We start from the raw sequence: 19,432 nt of genomic DNA, 5'->3' as shown, positions 1-19,432 counted from the left end.
ACACCACTTTATAAAACAAAAAAGCCGCATATTGCGGCTTTTTATCTAAAGGGTTAATCCAGTATAAAGCGAAATATCTCGCTTATCCTGTTGCGTGTTCCTTACCTAAGTAAAGCCAAGTATCAATAACAGTGTCAGGGTTAAGTGATACCGTATCAATACCTTGCTCCACCAACCAAGCAGCAAAATCAGCATGATCCGATGGACCTTGACCACAAATACCTACATAGGCCCCTTTTGCTTTAGCCGCTTTTATCGCCAACGATAAAAGGGCTTTAACGGCATCATTTCGCTCATCAAATAAATGACTAATAATACCTGAGTCTCTATCGAGACCTAACGTTAACTGAGTCAAATCATTAGAGCCAATAGAGAAACCATCGAAATGCTCTAGGAATTGCTCAGCAAGTAGTGCATTTGAAGGAAGCTCACACATCATGATAACACGCAGACCGTCTTTACCACGTTCTAAGCCTTGCTCTTTAAGTAATTCAATAACCTGCGCAGCTTCATCAACCGTGCGCACGAAGGGGATCATAATCTCCACATTCGTTAAGCCCATTTCATTACGCACACGTTTAATCGCTTCACATTCAAGTGCAAAACAATCACGGAACGACTCAGAAATATACCGGCTCGCCCCACGAAAGCCCAGCATTGGATTCTCTTCTTCAGGCTCATAACGATCGCCACCCACAAGATTAGCGTATTCGTTAGACTTAAAGTCAGACATACGTACGATGACTTTTTTGGGATGAAAAGCAGAAGCAATCGTTGCAATCCCTTCAACAAGACGAGCAACATAAAACTCAACTGGTGATGAATAACCCGCTATCATTTCATGAATTTCAGCTTGGAGTTCAGCATCTTGCTGATTAAACTCAAGTAATGCTTTAGGGTGGATACCAATCATGCGATTAATGATAAACTCAAGGCGAGCTAACCCCACACCTTCATTAGGCAAACGAGCAAAATCAAATGCTCTATCAGGATTCCCCACATTCATCATGATTTTCATCGGTAAATCGGGCATCGCATCGACACGAGATGAAACCACATCGAACTCTTGGATACCCTCATAAATAAAGCCAGTATCCCCTTCAGAGCAAGAAACAGTGACAGCCTGACCATTTTTGATTTGCTCAGTCACATCACCACAGCCCACGACCGCCGGCACACCTAACTCACGAGCAATAATCGCCGCATGACACGTTCGCCCACCACGGTTAGTCACAATCGCACTTGCTCGCTTCATAATCGGCTCCCAATCGGGATCCGTCATATCGGTAACAAGAACATCACCTGGCTGTATTTGATCCATATCATCAATAGATGCAAGTACTTTCGCTACTCCACTACCAATTTTATGGCCAATCGCACGACCTTCAGATAACACCTCACCTTTACTCTTTAGATGATAACGCTCAATAAGCTGAACATCTTCACGAGAGCGGACGGTTTCAGGACGCGCCTGCACGATATAAAGTTTGCCATCATTGCCGTCTTTTGCCCACTCAATATCCATGGCGCGGCCATAATGCTTTTCGATGATCATGGCTTGTTTTGCCAACTCCATCACTTCATTATCGTTAATTGAAAATTCCCGACGAACCTGCGCATCAACATCTTCAATTTTGACTTGTTTGCCATGCTCAACTGAGTCGGCGTAAACCATTTGAATGAGTTTACTACCAATATTGCGACGTACAACAGATTGGTGGCCTGCTGTTAAGCTCGGCTTATGCACATAAAACTCATCAGGGTTAACCGCACCTTGAACCACCATTTCACCTAAGCCAAAAGATGATGTAATAAAGACTACATCATCATTTCCAGATTCAGTGTCCATAGTAAACATCACACCCGATGAGGCTTTATCGGAGCGTACCATGCGCTGAATACCAGCAGACAAAGCAACACCCTTATGATCATAACCTTGGTGAACTCGGTATGAAATGGCGCGATCGTTAAACAATGATGCAAAAACATGTTTAATGGCAATCAGTACAGACTCATAGCCTTTCACATTTAAAAATGTTTCTTGTTGGCCAGCAAAAGATGCATCAGGCATATCTTCCGCTGTTGCAGAAGAGCGTACCGCAAAAGACGCTTCGCTCGTTTCTGCTGACAATGTATCATAAGACTCATGAACCACCTCTTCAAATGCAGCATGAAACGGCGTATCGATGATCCATTGTCTGATCTGTGCACCAGCTGTAGCGAGTGCACTCACATCATCTACATCAAGTGTTTCTAGTACATCATAAATTTTCTGGTTGAGTCCGCTTTGCTCGAGAAATTCATTAAACGCAAAGGAAGTCGTAGCAAAACCGCCTGGAACTTGAACGCCAGCGTTTGCTAAGTTACTAATCATTTCACCTAGTGACGCGTTTTTACCGCCAACCTTGTTGACATCACCCATACCTAATTCTTGATACCAGAGTACGTATTGCTGCACAGTTCTTTCTCCGCAAGTTTATTTCAGTGTGGCCCCTTCACATAAGGGCTGGAGCATTTTACACTCCACAGCAAGCAGCGTAAATCTATAATTTTATTTGTAATTTTATTACTACATGAGGCCAACAAATTGAGAAAAGTATTCTACATTTCAGACGGGACAGCCATCACTGCAGAGGTCTTCGGGCACGCAGTATTATCTCAATTTCCAGTTGAGTTTGATGCACTTACTATTCCTTTTGTTGGAACAGAAAAAAAAGCAACTGAAGTCAAGCAGCAAATTAATGATTGTTTTATTACAACAGGTGAACGACCCATTGTGTTCCATTCCATCGTAAAACCCGAAATTAGAGACATCATTTACAGCAGTGAAGGACTGGATTATGATTTTTTAAACACATTTGTTGCACCATTAGAGCAACAATTAGGCATGTGCGCTGTCCCCGCCCTTCATCGAACTCACGGTAAAGCCAATGAGAGTTATGAGACCCGTATTGAGGCCATAAATTATGCAATGGATAATGACGACGGCCAAACAATGAAACACATGGATGAAGCAGACTTAATTCTTCTTGGTGTTTCTCGCTGCGGAAAAACCCCATCAAGTCTGTACCTTTCCATGCAATTTGGCATAAAAGCAGCCAATTACCCTTTTACCGAAGACGATATGGATAATTTAAAACTGCATGCCGCCTTAAAACGAAATAAAGAAAAACTCTTTGGTTTAACCATAAACCCTGACAGACTCCATGAAATTCGCCAAAGCCGTATGAGAGATAGCCGTTACTCATCACTCAGGCAATGCCGAATGGAAGTCAAAGAAGTAGAAATGATGTATCGTAAAGAGCGCATTCCCTTTGTTGATACCACTAATCATTCAGTGGAAGAAATTGCCACTAAAATTTTAGAGGTAACCGGACTTAAGCGGCATATGTTTTAAAACATTCACCAATAGCCTGCCAACAAAAAATATTAAAGCAGGCTTTTTACTCCTATGTAAATTTTTATTTATCTTATAGGAAAACATTTTTTTTGATAGCCACATTTAAGGCATAAAGATAACAATACGCAGTAAAATTAACTTTTATTAATGGTTATTATGTCCGGAATTACACTCGATACTCACACTAACTTTTTAAATCAGTCTTGTACCCCTAATATTGATGAAGAGACTATCCTTAAAATCCAGCATACAGGTTATAACGACTACACAGATATGCTGATTGAAGGTCATAACGACTACACCTTTGGTCGCTATTGTGAAAAAATAAAAACGTTTATTGAATATATCAGTGATAGGTTTAACGACTGGTTTTTCAACACTGACATCGTTCAAGTAAAAGAGTCACTTCATACTTTACTTCATGATCCTTTCTCCACTATTGAAGAATGTGAGCAAGCTGTTGAAACCTTAAATCGTTTAGCTAAAGCGGATGGTAACTGCACATTCGAGCTTCTTAAAACCAACTCTTTTGATCCAGACAAAATCACTGGAATCAAAATAACTTATCCATTAGATAATAACGATAAAGAGGCCTATCAACCTATACTCGATGAGGATGGTAACCCCTTTGAACAACTAGATACCAGTGAATGCCAAAGTTGGCAAAGCATTACCGTTGACTTATTTGGCAGGCAAGCAAAATAAACGCTAGCATGATAAGGCTGTAGAGGTTTGATGAGCATTTCTACAGCCATTTGTAACCACTTTAAATAAAGCATCATTTATACTGTGTTGTTACAAACTCCGTCAGTAGGATCCACTCAACATGCTTTATTCTTTATTGAGAGCCCTCAATTTAAAGAAAGAGGCTTATAATAGCTAACCTGATGTGATGCTCTCCCCCCTTCTCTCGCCTCAATGAAAATATCTTTATCTCGGTCATAATTGAATAACGCATATGAATCTTCAGTCATTACTATTTAGAGCAAAACCATAAACTGTAAAATCTAGTGGGTTTCTTCATGAGTCGATATTTTAGGTGATAACAAAGTGTCAACCTGAAACATAATGTATTATCTCAAGTTTTCCTGAAGTCAATAAAACTAAAAATAACGTCAATATTAATAGAGCATAATCAAATGCCCCGACACAACCCACAATAAAAATGAGTAAAAATAGACACTGCCAAATGGCCGACAATTGGGTATAATCGACACAATTAAGATTAAGTCCATTAAACACGCGGTATAATGCATGACCATCAAAACAGACGAATTACGTACCTCCCTTTTATGCAAGGTCATTTCACCGGCGCAGTTAGCTTCTGAATACCCTTTAACTCAAGCAGCAGCTGATTATCTTATCGAGCAGAGACGAGAAGTTGAAGCCATTATCAGTGGTGAAGATCAACGCCTATTAGTGATCATAGGTCCATGCTCTATACATGATACTCAAGCGGCTTTAGAATATGCAGAACGTCTTGCAACGCTGCATCAAGAACTTAAAGATGATTTGTGCATTGTCATGCGCGTTTATTTCGAGAAACCTCGGACGATTGTTGGCTGGAAAGGCCTTATTTCAGATCCTGATCTTGACGGTAGCTTCAGCCCAAATAAAGGCCTACGTCTTGCTAGGCAATTATTACAGCAAATCACCGAACTTAAATTACCCATCGCCACTGAGTTTTTAGACATGGTGAATGGCCAATATATTGCCGATCTCATTACTTGGGGCGCCATCGGCGCTCGTACTACTGAGAGCCAAATTCACCGAGAAATGGCCTCAGCACTTTCTTGTCCTGTGGGGTTTAAAAATGGCACCGACGGTAATATTAATATCGCCGTCGATGCTGTTCGAGCCGCTCAAGTCCCTCATATTTTCTATTCACCGGATAAAGATGGCGCCATGGCAGTCTATCGTACTCATGGTAACCCTTACGGTCACATCATTTTAAGAGGCGGTAAGCAGCCTAACTATCAAGCCGAAGATATTGCTAATGCGAGCCAACAATTAACGGCACTTGGGATCACGCCACGTATGGTGGTGGATTTCAGTCATGGCAATAGTCAGAAACAGCATAAACAACAGCTTAATGTCGCCAAAGACATCATGGCACAAATGCGTCAAGGTTCTACAGCTATAGCCGGTATTATGGCTGAAAGCTTTATGCTGGAAGGCAATCAAAAAGTGATTGACGGCCAACCTCTTGAGTATGGTAAAAGTATTACTGATGCTTGTTTACATTGGGAAGATTCAGAAGCATTACTCAGGGATCTAGCCCAAGCCTCTCGTGAAAGACGTCACTTCTTAGACAACACATAACGCTTCCTTTACCCCGCTCTTAAGATAAAGGCTAAACTAACAGCCTTTATCTATTGTTGAACAATCCCCTCAAACAGCTAACAATACCTCTCTCAATGAGTTAATGTGCCCGTGATATGGCTAAATCTAAAGTAATAACTCTGGTTCCTTACTCACTCAATTAAAACATCTGTTTTATTTCTGTTCTTTTCTAACCAATATGACTATAATCTCGCCCGAATTTTATCAGCATAATCTCAGGTTGTAGTATGCCCTTTGCAAACGAGCCAATATCCAAAACCATGGCGCTTCGAATCGAACAATCAGAAGCAAGAGTCATTAAAGTCGTTTTCCCTTCATTAACTAACCATCACAATACCTTATTTGGTGGTGAAGCATTATCTTGGATGGATGAGACAGCCTTTATTGCAGCAACTCGCTTTTGCCGTAAAACCTTAGTCACGGTAAGCTCTGATAAAATTGATTTTAAAAAATCCATTCCTGCTGGTACCCTAGCAGAAATTGTCGCCCGCGTGATCCATGTTGGTAACACTTCCATCAAAGTGGAGGTCAATATCTTTGTCGAAGATATGTATGAAGATATAAGAGAACATGCCATAAAAGGCGTCTTTACCTTTGTCGCTATTGACAAACAAAGACAGCCTACTCAAATCTGGCAAGAGTCAATTTAACCTTAAGTAATGAGAGGGCATTATCCCCCTAATACTCTCTTATTATTAAATGTATACCTCTAATTAATCATAATCAGTCCCCTATTCACCATGGGAACAATATGACTTAAAGAATAAAGATTAAAACAAATAAATTAACCAATATAAAACACAAAGAAAATAATAAACAAACATTAAGCACAAAAAAAAAGTAAAATTGACTATAGAACCTATTAATAAAACATAAATCATAATTAAAAAACAAAAAACAACATAATAAAAACAATATACAAACAAATGTATTCTAATATGATGATATAAGTTCATTATTCAAGATGTTCCATGATTAATCCAGCGCAACAAGTTCCTATAAATTAAATAAAAAAATCAGAAAATGATTATTTTTTGATTAAAAAATTACTTTATTGGTAATTAAGAATAAAATCGATAGAATAACGAATACATAATCTGTTACATTAAACTTATTCCCGCGCCACAAACTTAACATTAGATAAATTCATGAAGTCTGAAAAATTAACTATTATTATCGCGGATGATCATCCTTTATTTAGAAATGCGCTTAGACAAGCACTAACCAACATATTTACCAATACGCTTTGGTATGAAGCCGATAGTGCTGATGCATTACAATCATCATTGGATAATCCCGAGTTAGATCCCGATCTCATATTATTAGATCTGCAAATGCCTGGTTCAAATGGTTACTCAACCTTAATTCATTTAAGGGCACATTACCCAAGTACGCCTGTGGTTGTTATTTCAGCTTATGAAGATAACGACACCATAAGCAGAGCGATGCATTATGGCAGTTCAGGGTTTATCCCAAAGTCCGCTTCTATGGATACACTCGCTAATGCCATCTCCACCGTATTGTTAGGCGATTTTTGGTTACCTGAAGGCGTAGAATTACAGGAGATCAATAATGATGATGTCAATCAAATGGCATGTAAATTAAAGACCCTAACCCCCCAACAATATAAAGTTCTACAGATGTTTGCTGAAGGGCTCCTAAATAAGCAAATCGCTTATGATTTATCCGTATCTGAAGCAACAATTAAAGCGCATGCGACTGCTATTTTCAAAAAACTTGGGGTACGAAACCGAACTCAAGCTGTCATTTCATTGAAACAATTAGAAATGAAAAAAAGCCCGATAGAATAACTTGATACAAGCTTTGGTGCGCAGTACGCCCCACATTAAAAACCTGAATAACCTTTAATGGGGGCGTAATGATAACGCTACGATACAATACAGCACTGATTAAAAATATCGAGCATGAAACAGTAAATGCTCTTCGATAAAACTCGCAATGAAGTAATAACTATGATCATAACCAGACTGCATCCTTAATGTGACTGGAGAGCTTTTCTGATTAATGAAATCTTGTAAACTTTCAGGTCTAAGTTCCTTCTCTAAAAAAATATCATCTTGGCCTTGATCAATTAAAACGGGTGTTAAGACCCCTTTAGTCCGCATCAGATATGACGCATCATATTGCTGCCATAAATCAAGATTATCGCCTAAATAAGCCGCAAAAGCTTTGCGCCCCCATGGTGATGAACTAGGATTGCAAATAGGACTAAAGGCAGAAATTGAAGTATATCGATCACTTAGAGTTAAGCCTAATACTAACGCACCATGACCTCCCATTGAATGACCAGAAATCGCTCTTTTATCACTCACAGAAAAGTGTGCTTCGATTAACTGGGGTAACTCAGTCGACACATAATCAAACATTTTATAATGCTGATCCCAAGGGGCCTGTGTGGCATTAAGATAAAAACCGGCCCCCAACCCTAAGTCATAAGCCTCATCTTCTGCATCAGCGACACCATCCCCTCTCGGGCTGGTATCCATAGCCACAATAGCAATACCCAGTTTTGCCGCAATATTCAATGCACCAGCTTTTTGCATAAAATTTTCATCTGTACAAGTTAATCCAGACAACCAATATAAAACGGGTACAGGCTTCATTTCACTTTGAGGTGGCAAAAAAATCGCAAAACGCATTTCACAATCTAAACTCGTCGACTTATGCTTATATTGTTGATGTAAACCATTAAAAGCTTTATTACTGCTGATCTGAGTTAAGGTTGACATGTTTTCCATGAATACTATCCTATTGCTTAAAAGTGGATAACACTGCGAATACTTTTACCTTCATGCATCAACTCAAATGCCTGATTAACACCTTCAAGTTCCATAGTATGCGTGATAAAATCACCTAGCTTAAATTCGCCTTGTAAATAACGCTCAACTATCTCTGGTAACTCAGAACGTCCTTTGACACCACCAAATGCAGAACCTTTCCATACACGCCCAGTCACTAATTGAAATGGCCGAGTACTGATCTCTTTACCTGCGCCGGCAACACCAATAATCACTGACTCCCCCCACCCCTTATGACAACATTCTAGCGCTGAACGCATAACATCAACATTACCAATACATTCAAAAGAATAATCCACACCACCATCGGTCATTTCAGTAATAATCTGTGCAATGGGTTGGGTGAAATTTTTAGGGTTAATGCAATCTGTTGCACCTAATTTTTGTGCTAACTCAAATTTACTTTCGTTGATATCTATCGCAATAATACGGCTCGCTTTTGCCATTGTCGCCCCAATAATGGCTGACAGCCCAATGCCCCCTAAACCAAAAATTGCCACCGTTGCGCCTGCTTCAACCTTAGCCGTATTTAACACCGCCCCCATTCCCGTTGTCACACCACAGCCCAAAAGACAGACTTCCTCCAGTGGTGCCTCAGGATTCACTTTTGCAAGGGATATTTCAGGTAAAACCGTATACTCTGAAAAAGTAGAGCAGCCCATATAATGAAAAATAGGCTCACCCTCTTTATAAAAGCGTGTCGTCCCATCAGGCATTAAACCTTGGCCTTGGGTTTCACGAATTTTCTGACACAAATTGGTTTTACCTGACAAACAAAACTTACATTCCCCACACTCAGGAGTATACAAAGGGATCACATGATCGCCCACAGCAACACTTGTCACACCTTCTCCAATAGATTCAACAATCCCACCGCCTTCATGACCTAAAATACACGGGAAAATACCTTCAGGATCCTCTCCTGACAACGTAAATGCATCAGTATGGCATACGCCTGTTGCAACAATTTTAATTCTCACTTCACCTGCTTTAGGTGGCAAAACATCAACCACTTCCATTGACAAAGGTTGCCCAACTTTCCATGCGACCGCGGCTTTTGATTTGATTATTTCTGCTGGCATATTGTGTCCTGTATAACATACATTTATAGGAAATAAGAGGGAAGCTATACCTCTTTTATTAACCTCATTATATTCATTACTAAATAAAAGATAATCATGTAAAATTGAAAATAACTTTTACTGTATAGTAATAATAAGCATAATCATCATTGTGAGTAAATCATCATTGTTCAACTGGGAAGGTATTTGCGAATTTGTTGCTGTTGCTGAAATGGAAAGTTTTACTTTAGCGGCAAAAAAACTCAGTATCTCCACCGCTCAGGTCAGTAGGCAGATCAGCGCATTAGAAGCAAGGCTGGCAGCAAAGCTATTTTATCGCACTACAAGAAAAGTATCAGCCACTGAGGTGGGGAAAATCTATTACCAACATTGCCGTCAAGTCTTAGATGGTTTAGATGAAGCTGAACGTGCTATCACAAACCTGCACGCCATACCAAGAGGCCATTTAAAATTAACCGCCCCTAATACCTATGGTGAACGTACTATTGCACCTTTAGTCAATGACTTTATCGCTCGTTATCCCGAACTCAATGTACAGCTCCACCTCTCCAATCAAGCATTAGATCTTGTGGATGAAGGCTTTGACTTGGGGATCCGCTTAGGGCATTTAGAAAACTCCAGTATGATGGCTAAACAATTATCATCACGTAAACTTCATGTGTGTGCATCACCTGATTATATTAACCAGCAGGGTTTACCCACACGTTTAAGTGAACTTGAACAACATAATTGCTTACTCGGCACAAAGGATTATTGGCAATTTCAAGAACAAGGAAGCAGGCGTAATATTCGTGTATCAGGAAATTTACGCTGTAATAGTGGTCAAGCCCTCACTGATGCGGCATTAAAAGGCATAGGTATCATTCAATTACCTGATTATTATGTCCTCTCATATATTCAACAAGGTTTACTGATTAACCTGTTCGATCAATACTTAGATTCAGATGGGATCTGGGCCTTATACCCTCATAACCGTCACTTATCACCTAAAGTACGTATGTTAGTGGACTACCTAACCGAAAAGTTAAACCAATAAAGGGTTATTTATCAACATTAAGGGAGAGGCAATTTCACTCTCCCTATACTGTCATCAATTAATGAGATTTAATGAGACTAGACATTAATACTTTTAACGCAGCAGGCTTAACCATTTTTGCCATAAACTCGTAGCCCCGTTGATGAACATCTTCAATTAAGGCTTTTTGATTATTTGCAGTGATCAAAATCCCTGGAATCGTCTCACCGTAAAGTGCACGTATAGCATCCATTGCATCAACACCATTTTGACCATCATCAAGATGATAATCTGACAAAATTAAATCCGGTACCACTTGCTGACAATCTAATAATACCTTTGCATCAACTAATGAAGTGGCACAATATACTTCACATTGCCAACGCTGCAGCAGTGACTCAAGCCCAGCCAAAATAGCTTCCTCATTATCAATACATAACACTTTAATCCCTGCTAACGGTTGCATCAAAGTCGGTGCAGTACTCACTACGGGACTAACAACAGGCTGACCATAAGGAATGCAAATTGAAAAAATAGAGCCGACAGATAAGCTAGATTCGACATGTACCTTGTGATCAAGCACACGGCTAATACGATCAACAATCGCTAAACCTAATCCTAATCCGCTCACTTGCTTCGTCTTTGGATTATCGAGTCGCTTAAACTCCCTAAAAATCTGACTTAAATCAGATTCTGCTATTCCACACCCCGTATCAATCACTTGAATTTCTAACCCATTATGTCGATGACGACAACCTAATACTACTCGCCCTCCCTTTGCATAACGGTAAGCATTTGTTAAAAAGTTTTGAATGACCCGCCGTAATAAATACGGATCAGAATTAACCATCGCCGAACAAGACACATAGCTAAAAACTATCTCACAATCAGCAGCCATTGCTTCAAATTCGGTGGCTAACTCATTCAATACGTTTTTCACCATAAAATCTTTACGATTGACATCAACAGTACCAGAATCTAATTTAGAAATATCAAGTAAGTCGGTTAATAACTCTCCTGCTGCTTTTAATGACCGACCAATATGCGTCAACGTTTCTTTACCCGTTTGATTCAGATCAGGATCTTGAGATAAAGAAGCTGAAAACAAACGTGCGGCATTAAGAGGCTGCATCAAGTCATGTCCCACAGCCGCTAAAAACCGACTTTTTGATGCATTGGCTTTTTCTTCTTCTGCTTTTGCTCGAGTTAATTGAGTATTTAACAACGATAACTCATGGGTTCTCGCAGTTACTCGCGTCTCTAAGGTATTGTTCATATCCTGTAATGCCTTAGCGTGATCACGATATTGAGTAATGTCAGTAAAAGTCATCACAAAACCACCACTAGGGATCGGGTTACCTTGCACTTTAATCACTCGCCCATCTTGCCTTTCTCGCTCAGAAATATGAGATGAGCCTTGACGCATATATGCTACTCGCCTGGCGACTTGCTCTTTAACCTCTCCCTCACCACAATAACCTCTTATTGCGTTAAAGTGAATGACATCAGCAATTGGCATTCCCGTCTTTAAAAATTCAGCAGGATAATCGTACAATGCGACATATTTATCATTCCATGCCACTAAATTTAAGTCTTTATCGACCACACTCATTCCCTCATAAGCATGCTCTATAGCACCTCGCAACATTTCCTGACTTAACATTATTTTTGAAGAGGCATCTCCCACCAAATTAAACACTTCATCAATGGCTAAATCTCTTCCCTTTACAACAGACTCCATCACTAGAGCAGCACTCGACCCCCCTAAAATCCCCGCCAATAAATGCTCTGTCTGCACCACTAATTCAGGAGGCGCCACTTTGTCACGCATGTCACTTCTTACTGCATCTTTCGAAAATTGAGCAAAACTGTCATAAGCTTCTTCAGAGCTCATGAATCGGCTCGCCAGTAATAACAAATCTTGATGAGTAATAGAAGTTGATCGGCTTGTTGATGGATTTTTTAAAGTACCAGGGGTGACAAAAGCTCGAGCTTGCATCCTTTCCACGACACCAGCACGACACCAAATAGATCCAAGTATATACCCTAAAATATTGGCCAGCAGCGCGTAAGAGATATCAATGGCATCAGGCCTTATCACTGACATCAGATCAACATGCAAAACTTGATCGCCAACCGACTCTATCACTTCTTGCCAAAGAATAATAAACCAAACACTAAAGCCTGTTATTAATCCAATAAAAACGCCACCACGATTACCATGAGTCCAATACATTCCACCAATTAATGCAGGCGCCAATTGCGCAAACGCACCAAAAGATAAAATACCTAACCCAGCTAAAGAAGGACTATCTAAGAGTGCAAGGTAGCACACATAACCCATTCCCAAAATAAGAATGATGGTTAATCGTCTAGCATTGAGCAACACACTAGAGAAGTGACTGAAGTTTTTCTGCTTAATTTGCTCTGTACGAAGCATAATGGGTACAACCCATTCATTACTCACCATCACACTTATGGTCACAACAGCAACAATAACCATGCCTGTTGCCGCTGAAATTGTCCCCAATAATGCAATAATTGATAAGGAAGGATGTTGTAACACTAAAGGCAAATTAACCACATAGCTATCTGGTGAAACCACATCCCCTAAAATGCTTTTTCCAGCGAGCGCAATGGGAATCACAAACAAAGCAAATAAAATCAAATAAAGCGGAAATAGCCAACGTGCCTTAACCAAGGTTTTTTCACTATCACACTCCACCATCATGACGTGAAACTGTCTAGGCATACACAAAAAAGCCGCCATGCCAACGAACAGCTCAGGCATTAACGACATGATATTAAAATCAGTTTGGCTAATCACATCTTGATTCACTGCGTTTTGCCATATATCTCCCACGCCATCAAACACATCAAAAACAATAATCAAACCAATTAATAAAAAAGCCACTAATTTGACTAATGACTCAAACGCAATAGCCAGTATCATCCCCGGATTATGCTCAGTTGCATTAAGCTTTTGAGTACCAAATAAAATCGCAAATAAAGCCAAGATAACCGTGATAATTAAAGCTTCAGTTTCAACATTAAATAATCCTTGACCTTGCTGAAACAAACTCATGCCAAATACCATGGCTTTTAACTGCAATACGATATAAGGCATAATGGCGCCAAGCGCAATTAAGGTCACAATCGCCGCTAACATTTGTGACTTACCGTATCGAGCAGCAATAAAGTCGGCAACAGAGGTAATGTTATGTTTTTTTGTTACCACCACGATTTTTTTCAGCAATCCAAAACCAACGGTAAAAAATAGTAGCGGCCCAACAAATATAGGAAGGAAAGACCAAAGATCTTCCGCCGATTGACCTACAGTGCCTAAAAAGCTCCAGGAAGAACAATATACACCTAAGCTCAACGCATAGATCCATACTTGTATGCGTTTCGTTATTGTAACAAACCAGCGTTCAGCACCCCAAGCAAGCAGAAATAGGGTCAAGGCATATAAAATAGCGGTTGCACTGATAATAATTGTGAACTTCATAACTCTCTCGTTTCTAAGACCCAGTAAACGCTTATAAGAACGCTAACAACGATCCATTCTACTTTTTAACTAACCGTTAAAAGAATGCTAATGGAGTATACCCAAAATAATAAAAGCACGTGTTTTCAGGGAATAGAGGTATAAACATCGACATAGTTTATAGAGAATGAAAAAAAACAGCTATCAAATTAATCTCAGCCACTCCATCTAATAAGACCTTTGAACATCTAATAAAAGAATGCTGATAAAAAAAAACTAAATTAAAACATCCTGAAAACAAAAGTCATTGAATGGCAACAAAAAGGCTCTGCTTTAAACTGGTTCAAGCTAACATTTAATGCTATTTTAAAATCACTTTCTCGCCTGCACCTTAATAGGGAATTCAAATGAAAGCTCAACCTCTCTACAAAATTCCAAGTAAAATAGCCGAAAATACACTCATATCTAACGAGCAATATAAAAAAATGTATCAAGAGTCGGTTATCAACCCGACAGGTTTTTGGCGAGAACAGGGTAAACGTATCGATTGGATTAAACCTTACAGTCAAATAAAGAAAACCTCATTTGACGATCACAACCTTTATATAAAATGGTTTTATGATGGCACGCTCAATGCGTCAGCAAATTGCCTTGATAGACACTTAACACACGATAAAAATAAACTCGCCATTATTTGGGAAGGTGACGATCCCAACAAACAGCGCACCTTGACCTATGCAGAATTACATCAACAAGTTTGTCTGTTCGCTAATGCATTATTAAGCCAAGGAGTCAGGCGGGCTGATGTTGTCACTATTTACATGCCGATGATCCCTGAAGCTATTATCGCCATGCTCGCCTGCGCACGAATAGGGGCTATACATTCCGTTATCTTTGGCGGGTTCTCTCCTGAATCTATCGCCGCTAGGATCATAGATGGGAACTCTAAAGTCGTGATCACTGCAGACGAAGGCGTCAGAGCAGGACGTATCATCCCTTTAAAAAATAATGTAGACGAAGCGATATCACACGCCGATGTCACTTGTGTGGAAAAAGTCATTGTGATTGAAAATACCTCTGGAAAGGTGCAATGGCATGATGACAGGGATGTCAGTTGGCATGCATTAATGAGTACCGCATCTCAATATTGCCCCTATGAGGAGATGTCAGCAGAAGATCCTTTATTCTTACTCTACACCTCAGGCTCCACTGGCAGTCCAAAAGGCGTTTTGCATACCACTGGCGGCTACATGGTTTATGCTTCTATGACCCATGAGTATGTTTTCGATCATAAAAAAGAAGACATTTATTGGTGTACTGCTGATGTGGGTTGGATAACAGGCCATTCCTATATGGTATACGGTCCATTAGCCAATGGCGCGACGATTTTAATGCATGAAGGTGTCCCTAATTATCCCAGTCCTGCAAGACTCGGTGAAATGATAGACAGACACAAAGTAACAACCTTATACACAGCTCCCACCTTAATCCGCTCATTAATGGCCGAAGGGAAAGAAAAATGTGCTCATTTCAATGGCAGCTCATTACGTATTCTTGGATCCGTAGGCGAACCCATCAACCCAGAAGCTTGGCGCTGGTATCACGACACAATAGGAAAACAAGCCTGCCCTATTGTCGACACTTGGTGGCAAACGGAAACAGGTGGTGTATTAATCACTCCTCTCCCAGGGGCGACAGACACTAAACCGGGTTCAGCTACTCGCCCATTCTTTGGTATCCAACCCGCACTTGTTGATAATCACGGCAATCTTTTAGAAGGTGAAAGCGAAGGTAACTTAGTCATTTTAGACTCTTGGCCAGGTCAAATGCGTACCATTTATGGCGATCATGATCGCTTTATTTTAACCTACTTTAAAACATTCAATGGCATGTACTGTACAGGTGATGGCGCTAGACGCGATGAGGATGGCTACTACTGGATCACTGGTCGTGTGGACGATGTTATCAATGTCGCCGGACATAGATTAGGTACAGCAGAAATTGAAAGTGCATTAGTCGCTCACCCTCAGGTTGCAGAGGCTGCCGTTGTCGGTTACCCACATGAAATAAAAGGCCAAGGTATATATGCCTATGTCACTTTAAATAATGGCGTCGGTGAAAGTGAGCAATTAATGAAAGAGCTCATATTGTGGGTACGTAAAGAAATTGGCTCAATCGCCTCTCCCGATCTTATTCAGTGGGCACCGAGCCTACCTAAAACTCGATCAGGAAAAATTATGCGCCGATTTTTACGTAAAATTGCAGCGAATGAAACGACACAACTAGGCGACGCTTCAACGCTCGCCGATCCCAGTGTCATTGACGCTTTAATTGCAACACGGTTAAATAAGTAATGCAGTAGACCCTAATACTCTAAACTGCCAGTTTTCAGTGTATATCAAAGATGTAATTTAAGGCACATAATTAATAAAAGTGCCTATTGCTTTTTAAGAGGTACAACACAAAAGTAGGTACTTTGACACACTTTCAACAGCCAGGAGTGAAAGTCACCTTTTTTCAATTGACCTCTTTCAAACCAGAGAGGTCAAAAAGTCATGATAAAGCGCTCCTAGACTGTTATCCTATCAAAAATAAACATCATGACTGTGCTACGTGAAATTAAGAAACTACCAACAAGATTCAGTTGATGCTGCTATCACGCATTTTAAAAAAACCACTGATCCAGCCGTACTTGTCTTGCCAACCGGAGCAGGAAAAAGCATTGTCATTGCAGAATTAGCAAGAATAGCCAAAGGACGCGTCCTCGTATTAACTCACGTAAAAGAACTCGTCGCTCAAAATGCAGAAAAAGTTGGCCTTCTTACCACTGAAGCCAGTATTTATTCTGCAGGACTCAATCAAAAGTCCACACGCGGTAAAACAGTTGTCGCCAGTATTCAATCTGCTGTCAAAAAACCCCAACAGTTTAATGAAGCCTATTCACTCGTGATCATCGATGAATGCCATCGCGTCAGCAATGAAAAAACAAGTCAATACCAACAATTATTAACTCATTTGTTCAAGCAAAATCCACAATTAAGATTACTCGGTTTAACCGCAACACCTTATCGCTTAGGTATTGGATGGATATACCAACATCATTATCATGGAAAAGTCGGTAACCCTAACAATGCTATTTTTAAACAATGTATTTTTGAACTGCCAATACGCCCCCTCATCAAATCTGGCTTTCTTTGCCAACCCAAAATGTTAGATGGTTTATCAGCTCAATATGACTTTAGCCACTTAACCCCGTCAAAGTATGGCGAATACTCAGAAAGTGATATTGACTCACTATTGGATCACAGTGGACGGGCAACAACAGCAATTAGTCAACAACTTATTGAATTGGGGAAAACACGGCAAGGCGTCATTATTTTCGCTGCGACCATTAGGCATGCTGAAGAAATTATTACTCATCTCGCTTCTGAAACGGCAGTATTAATCACAGGCAATACCCCTACTCAAGAAAGGGATGAATATATTACCGCTTTTAAAGCCAAAAAAATTAAATTCTTAGTCAATGTCTCAGTATTAACCACTGGATTCGATGCTCCGCATGTGGATCTTATTGCCATATTACGTCCAACAGCCTCAGTCAGTTTATTTCAACAAATGGTCGGTAGGGGACTTAGGATCTGTGAAAATAAACAAGATTGTCTCGTTATTGATTATGCTGCCAACGGCTATGATCTTTATTTTCCTGAAGTTGGGCAAATCAAACCCAATAGCAAAAGTAAGCCTGTACAAGTGCTTTGTCCAATATGTCAATTTGCTAATATTTTTTGGGGATTAGTCGATGATGATGGGGATATTATCGAGCATTTTGGACGTCGATGTCAGGGGCTCATTGTAAAAGATCTCAATCAACAACAAGTTCAATGTGATTTCAGGTTTCGCTCTAAATCTTGCCCGCAATGTGGTGAAGAAAACGATATTGCGGCTAAGATTTGCCAACATTGCCAATCCACTTTAGTGGACCCAGATAAACGACTCAAAGAAGTCCTACAACAAAAACATCATCATCTATTCAAATGCCAATCCATGTTATTTGAAAGTCAGAATACTCAGTTAATCATTCGTTATATTGATATTGACGGAAATGATTTTATTCGGCGCTTTCAAATGGGCACTTCAGCACAGATTAGCGCTCTGTACGCTATATTTATCCATTCCCATACACGTACCCCAGGAATGAAGCACCCTAAATATAAATTACCGACTGACATTATCAAAAATGAAGGCAATTTTAGAAAGCCCGATTTGCTATTATTGAAAAAAAATAAAAAATATTGGGATCTCGTCGATACTTTCTTCGATTATCAAGGGCGTTATCAAACCGATAAACAACTTTCACTCGAATGAGAAAGACAATCCCCATTATGAATTGCTTGGGTCATATGGTATAAATGTGACAAAGATTTTTTAGGAGAAAGTATGTTTGTCGTAATTTTTGGCCGACCAGGCTGTCCGTATTGTGTTAGGGCTGTTCAACTATCTGAGCAGTTAGTTGAAAAACGTGATGATTTTGACTTTAAATATGTTGATATTCACGCAGAAGGGATCAGTAAGGCTGATCTTGAAAAAACAGTAGGAAAGCCAGTTGAAACGGTACCCCAAATTTTTGTAGACAAAGAACATGTTGGTGGTTGTACAGAGTTTGAACAATATGTAAGAGACAATAATTTATTATAATCTCTGTCATCTAAAGAGGTGCTAGCACCTCTTTCTTATCTCTGCTTCATGTCGCTATATCAACCCCACTAGATCTCCACCACTCTATATAACTTTCAACTCATTGATTAAATATTCTACTGAAAACCAGAAATATTAAAATGTATTAAATCTTAACGCAATTAAAATAGAGAAATAGCAATATTTTGTGCTGAAAGAAGATAACCTTGAAAAGTGGTGGGTCGTGAAGAGTTCGAACCTTCAAACGCTTAGTGAATAACACGTGGTTAAAAGCCAACAGCCTAATCATTTAATATAAGCGGCTAAGCTAACGAACCATTGAATACTGAAGGTTTATTAAACCTCAACACAATTAAAAGAATGGAATAGCAATTGGTTAAAAGCCAACTACCTAATCATTTAATATAAGCGACTGAGCTAACGAACCAATGAATACTGAAGGTTTATTAAACCTCAACACAATTAAAAGAATAGAATAGTAATTGGTTGTACAGGAAGAAGGTAATTTTTGAAAAGTGGTGGGTCGTGAAGGATTCGAACCTTCGACCAATTGGTTAAAAGCCAACTGCTCTACCGACTGAGCTAACGACC

General features: G+C 39.7%; 13 protein-coding genes. 9 read left to right on the top strand and 4 right to left on the bottom strand.

Annotated elements, in window-relative coordinates:
* Window positions 1–82: 82 nt before the first annotated feature.
* On the bottom strand, window positions 83–2,458 hold the full coding sequence (ppsA, locus tag Q0976_RS20980; protein WP_299496118.1) for a phosphoenolpyruvate synthase: 2,376 nt from the start codon (window positions 2,456–2,458) through the stop codon (window positions 83–85).
* A 129-nt stretch (window positions 2,459–2,587) separates the two neighbouring features.
* On the opposite strand from ppsA, the gene Q0976_RS20975 reads away from it, so the two are divergent.
* The 5 genes from Q0976_RS20975 (at window position 2,588) to Q0976_RS20955 (ending at window position 7,554) form a co-directional block, all read left to right on the top strand.
* Entirely contained in the window at window positions 2,588–3,397 is an 810-nt protein-coding gene (locus tag Q0976_RS20975) for a pyruvate, water dikinase regulatory protein (protein ID WP_299496116.1), read from the top strand.
* Between the two features lie 159 nt (window positions 3,398–3,556).
* Window positions 3,557–4,105 (top strand): hypothetical protein, encoded by a 549-nt coding sequence (locus Q0976_RS20970; RefSeq protein WP_299496114.1) that lies wholly within the window; start codon window positions 3,557–3,559, stop codon window positions 4,103–4,105.
* A 549-nt stretch (window positions 4,106–4,654) separates the two neighbouring features.
* A complete protein-coding gene (locus tag Q0976_RS20965; RefSeq protein ID WP_299496111.1) occupies window positions 4,655–5,722 on the top strand; it encodes a 3-deoxy-7-phosphoheptulonate synthase in 1,068 nt (355 codons plus the stop codon).
* A 248-nt stretch (window positions 5,723–5,970) separates the two neighbouring features.
* Entirely contained in the window at window positions 5,971–6,393 is a 423-nt protein-coding gene (locus Q0976_RS20960) for an acyl-CoA thioesterase (protein ID WP_299496108.1), read from the top strand.
* Window positions 6,394–6,891: 498 nt separating this feature from the next.
* Window positions 6,892–7,554: a response regulator transcription factor gene (locus tag Q0976_RS20955; protein ID WP_299496104.1), complete on the top strand. Its 663-nt coding sequence runs from the start codon at window positions 6,892–6,894 to the stop codon at window positions 7,552–7,554.
* A gap of 99 nt (window positions 7,555–7,653) precedes the next feature.
* On the opposite strand, the gene fghA is transcribed toward Q0976_RS20955, so the two are convergent.
* Together fghA and Q0976_RS20945 are read right to left on the bottom strand one after the other, a co-directional pair.
* The gene (gene fghA, locus Q0976_RS20950; protein WP_299496166.1) at window positions 7,654–8,493 is read right to left on the bottom strand and encodes an S-formylglutathione hydrolase; all 840 of its coding nucleotides are present in this window, start codon (window positions 8,491–8,493) and stop codon (window positions 7,654–7,656) included.
* A 26-nt stretch (window positions 8,494–8,519) separates the two neighbouring features.
* The gene (locus Q0976_RS20945) at window positions 8,520–9,644 is read right to left on the bottom strand and encodes an S-(hydroxymethyl)glutathione dehydrogenase/class III alcohol dehydrogenase (protein WP_299496101.1); all 1,125 of its coding nucleotides are present in this window, start codon (window positions 9,642–9,644) and stop codon (window positions 8,520–8,522) included.
* A gap of 166 nt (window positions 9,645–9,810) precedes the next feature.
* Here Q0976_RS20945 and Q0976_RS20940 point away from each other — a divergent pair, with 166 nt between their 5' ends.
* The gene (locus Q0976_RS20940; protein ID WP_299496164.1) at window positions 9,811–10,680 is read left to right on the top strand and encodes a LysR substrate-binding domain-containing protein; all 870 of its coding nucleotides are present in this window, start codon (window positions 9,811–9,813) and stop codon (window positions 10,678–10,680) included.
* 58 nt (window positions 10,681–10,738) lie between these two features.
* Here the strand turns inward: Q0976_RS20940 and Q0976_RS20935 are convergent, their stop codons facing one another.
* Window positions 10,739–14,167, bottom strand: coding sequence for a PAS domain-containing hybrid sensor histidine kinase/response regulator (locus tag Q0976_RS20935; protein ID WP_299496098.1), 3,429 nt, complete (start codon window positions 14,165–14,167; stop codon window positions 10,739–10,741).
* A 386-nt stretch (window positions 14,168–14,553) separates the two neighbouring features.
* Between Q0976_RS20935 and acs the strand changes: the two genes are divergently transcribed.
* From acs to Q0976_RS20920, 3 genes are all read left to right on the top strand, one after another.
* Entirely contained in the window at window positions 14,554–16,500 is a 1,947-nt protein-coding gene (gene acs / locus Q0976_RS20930; protein ID WP_299496095.1) for an acetate--CoA ligase, read from the top strand.
* 259 nt (window positions 16,501–16,759) lie between these two features.
* Window positions 16,760–18,511 carry a DEAD/DEAH box helicase gene (locus Q0976_RS20925; protein WP_299496092.1) on the top strand — a complete coding sequence of 584 codons (1,752 nt, stop codon included), beginning with the start codon at window positions 16,760–16,762 and terminating at the stop codon, window positions 18,509–18,511.
* 72 nt (window positions 18,512–18,583) lie between these two features.
* Window positions 18,584–18,841, top strand: a complete 258-nt coding sequence (locus Q0976_RS20920; protein WP_299496089.1) for a GrxA family glutaredoxin — start codon at window positions 18,584–18,586, stop codon at window positions 18,839–18,841.
* The last annotated feature ends 591 nt before the right edge of the window (window positions 18,842–19,432 follow it).

This window comes from uncultured Shewanella sp. (genome assembly GCF_947501665.1).
In the GTDB taxonomy this organism is placed as follows: domain Bacteria; phylum Pseudomonadota; class Gammaproteobacteria; order Enterobacterales; family Shewanellaceae; genus Shewanella.
Note: the sequence above shows the minus strand (reverse complement) of the source record. Positions and strands in the feature narration are given on the sequence as shown.

Bases quoted from the DNA above. Each gene is read 5' to 3' on its own strand.
- Q0976_RS20970 (WP_299496114.1), top strand. From the start codon at position 3,557: ATGTCCGGAATTACACTCGATACTCACACTAACTTTTTAAATCAGTCT.
- Q0976_RS20965 (WP_299496111.1), top strand. From the start codon at position 4,655: ATGACCATCAAAACAGACGAATTACGTACCTCCCTTTTATGCAAGGTC.
- Q0976_RS20960 (WP_299496108.1), top strand. From the start codon at position 5,971: ATGCCCTTTGCAAACGAGCCAATATCCAAAACCATGGCGCTTCGAATC.
- Q0976_RS20955 (WP_299496104.1), top strand. From the start codon at position 6,892: ATGAAGTCTGAAAAATTAACTATTATTATCGCGGATGATCATCCTTTA.
- fghA (WP_299496166.1), bottom strand. From the start codon at position 8,493: ATGTCAACCTTAACTCAGATCAGCAGTAATAAAGCTTTTAATGGTTTA.
- Q0976_RS20945 (WP_299496101.1), bottom strand. From the start codon at position 9,644: ATGCCAGCAGAAATAATCAAATCAAAAGCCGCGGTCGCATGGAAAGTT.
- Q0976_RS20935 (WP_299496098.1), bottom strand. From the start codon at position 14,167: ATGAAGTTCACAATTATTATCAGTGCAACCGCTATTTTATATGCCTTG.
- acs (WP_299496095.1), top strand. From the start codon at position 14,554: ATGAAAGCTCAACCTCTCTACAAAATTCCAAGTAAAATAGCCGAAAAT.
- Q0976_RS20920 (WP_299496089.1), top strand. From the start codon at position 18,584: ATGTTTGTCGTAATTTTTGGCCGACCAGGCTGTCCGTATTGTGTTAGG.